Here is a 2,635-nt window from a genome sequence, read left to right as displayed (position 1 = left end):
AGAGGAGCAATTTTACTCATAATAAAATATCTTTGTAGGTACAACTATATAATACCTACATTATAGCACTAAAAAAATATCTAACTGATTGTTATTTAAATTTTTTGTGAGATTTGATTAGAATACGTTGTACCTACTTTGCAAAGTACAGGTCCTTGATGCAGCTTGAAGAGAGCTGTTTCTATTTTTATGTTTCATGTTAATTTTCAAAAAGCTGATCAATTGTTAATACATGAACAAAATCACCAAAATAATTTGTTTTTCTTAATCCGTACGTAGTTATAAGAGTATTGTGAATAGTTGCTCTTTTAGAAATATGTTCGCGGAGCATTTTTTTTCGTCTTTCTAGAATTAAGTGGTAATCCTTATCAACTTCAAATTCGTCATTGTAAAATTTTATCTCACACATGTGTACTACATTGTCTTTTCTGACAATTATTAAATCAATTTGTGTTCCTCTTGTGTTTTCGTCTCCTCTTTTTGACCATAGTGCTTCTGTTGTAGATACTCCTCCAATCTGAAGGGCCATTTTAATCTGAGGTATGTGATTCCAACAAACATTCTCAAAGGCATATCCTTTCCATGTGAGAACTCGGTTTGAGTCTTCTATATTAATCCAATCAATATTTCTGTTATCGATGGCTTTATCTAAAAATGTTAAATAGAAATAAGAGAAAGGATCAATCAATTTGTATATTTCATCTCTTTTGCTGTCACCAAACGATTTATATTTGATAATAAAATCTCCGGCAATTAATGCTTTGAGTTGTCTTGTAACCTCTCCGCTGTCTGTAACTCCGGTTATTTCAGACAATTCTTTTCTAGTTATGCCTTTATTCTTTGATGCTATTGCTTTAATTATTTGTTTAATTGGTTCTGCATTTTTAAATAGTGAAGCAAAAATTCGATTAAATTCATCTTTTAATGGAGCTTCATCTGCAAAGAAAATGGCGTTGATGTTTTGTGCCAAGCTTAATCTTTTGTTGAAATACCTTAGATAATACGGAATTCCTCCAACCATCATGTATGCTTGGATTAAATCATAGCGAGACATACAGATCTCCTTTGCTGTAAAGAATTGTTCGCATTCTTTAAGGGAGAAAGGTCTAAGTTTTATTTCGTATGTAACTCTGCCATAAAGTCCACCGTGATTGTTTACGATGTTGTTGAGAATCCAGGAACTTGAACTTCCACAAACAATCACCATAAGGTTCTTTCTGTGGCAAGCCCATCCATTCCAAAAAGCCTCGAAACCAGTCATAAATTTAGCTCTAGGAGTGTCTAGCCATTGCATCTCGTCTAAAAAAACAACACTTCTTTCATTGTCCTTAGATTTCTCCATAAGAAGATCTTCAAGCATATAAAATGCGTCTAGCCATGATTCAGGTGTTTTTTTCCCCTTATAGCCTTGCATAGTTAGAGATCTAAAGAAATGTGTCAGCTGGTCTTTCATCAAGTTTGTTTTCACATTTTTATTTTCTCTATCAATAGGAGATAATCCTGCATGACGAAAACTTATCTTATTCGAAAATACTTCATCAATCAGATAGGTTTTCCCTACACGACGTCTACCATATAAAGCAATAAGTTCGGCTTCTTCACTATGATATAAATCATTTAATATGTTTATTTCCTTTTCACGACCGATTAGCATAGCTTATCCTTTATCTATAACTTTCGATGAAATTAAATATTAATATTCTCATCGAAAATTATAATAATGAGATTTCTTTTTTTCCAGTAATATTGAATTAAAAATATCGGTGTAAATACATATTTATACTATTATCGAAAAGTATAGCTGTAATATATATTGGTTTTTGCTCGCAACAAATTATATATTTCGCTGAGAATGTAAATTCTATTCTCATCGAAAAATATACATAACAATGGATCTATATTTAGGGAGAATAATAATTATAATTTTCGATAACAAGTGTAATTTTATCTGTCATCGAAAAATATAATAATGTAATCAGATTGTGATTTAGATGTTCCTATATCCTAATTGGGCAAAGAATTCACTGTAGTGAATGGGACAGCTCTCGACTGTATAGTGGAGGGGCTTTAAACTAAAAGCTGTAGTTTTTTGTAGTAAAAGTTTATTTTGCTGATTTATAAAATAATTTTATAGTAATTTCTCCCTCCACCTCCACCAGAATTTCCACTTCCCCAGTTATTGATTTCGACATTAAATCCTTTCAAAACGATATTTCTGTTTTACGTCAGGATACTTCACATGGTCCACCTCTGACATAAACATCTCTAGCGGTCTTATACATGGCTCCATTACAGGCTTAACAGACTTGTCGCGAAGATAATCCTCCTTGGAGATTCTTTCGTAGACCACCATTCGCTCCTCTGTCTCTGAATGATGTCCAACACAGATGATGTGGTAATAGTTGTCTTTGAAGTGCCTAAAAATCTCTCCGTTAGTTGGTTCAGCTCTGCTCATTGTTTTCTCCAAATATTTTGTTTTATGCTTTGAACGAGAATGGTTCGGATGATTTTACCACCAGTTTAGCCTTGCGTTTCAAAAGAAAAGAGGGTGACTAAAAAGGTCGCCCTCTATTTTTACCTAAATTTTGTGGTTTTATTAACATTATTGATAATATTTTTATATTAAATCTTTATC

General features: G+C 32.4%; 2 protein-coding genes. Both read right to left on the bottom strand.

Annotation, left to right across the window (positions count from 1 at the left end):
* Positions 1-199: 199 nt before the first annotated feature.
* A complete protein-coding gene (locus tag BM308_RS13055) occupies positions 200-1,654 on the bottom strand; it encodes an AAA family ATPase (protein ID WP_074945811.1) in 1,455 nt (484 codons plus the stop codon).
* 537 nt (positions 1,655-2,191) lie between these two features.
* Complete coding sequence (locus tag BM308_RS13050; protein ID WP_074945809.1) at positions 2,192-2,455, bottom strand: DUF1653 domain-containing protein; 264 nt, start codon at positions 2,453-2,455, stop codon at positions 2,192-2,194.
* Positions 2,456-2,635: the final 180 nt, after the last annotated feature.

The sequence above is a fragment of the Succinivibrio dextrinosolvens genome, assembly GCF_900116345.1.
GTDB lineage: Bacteria > Pseudomonadota > Gammaproteobacteria > Enterobacterales > Succinivibrionaceae > Succinivibrio > Succinivibrio dextrinosolvens_B.
The sequence above is the reverse complement of the archived record's forward strand: the minus strand, read 5'-3'. Positions and strand labels throughout refer to the sequence as shown.

What these genes read in the sequence shown, in the direction of transcription:
- BM308_RS13055 (WP_074945811.1), bottom strand. Translation starts at nt 1,654, where the DNA reads ATGCTAATCGGTCGTGAAAAGGAAATAAACATATTAAATGATTTATAT.
- BM308_RS13050 (WP_074945809.1), bottom strand. Translation starts at nt 2,455, where the DNA reads ATGAGCAGAGCTGAACCAACTAACGGAGAGATTTTTAGGCACTTCAAA.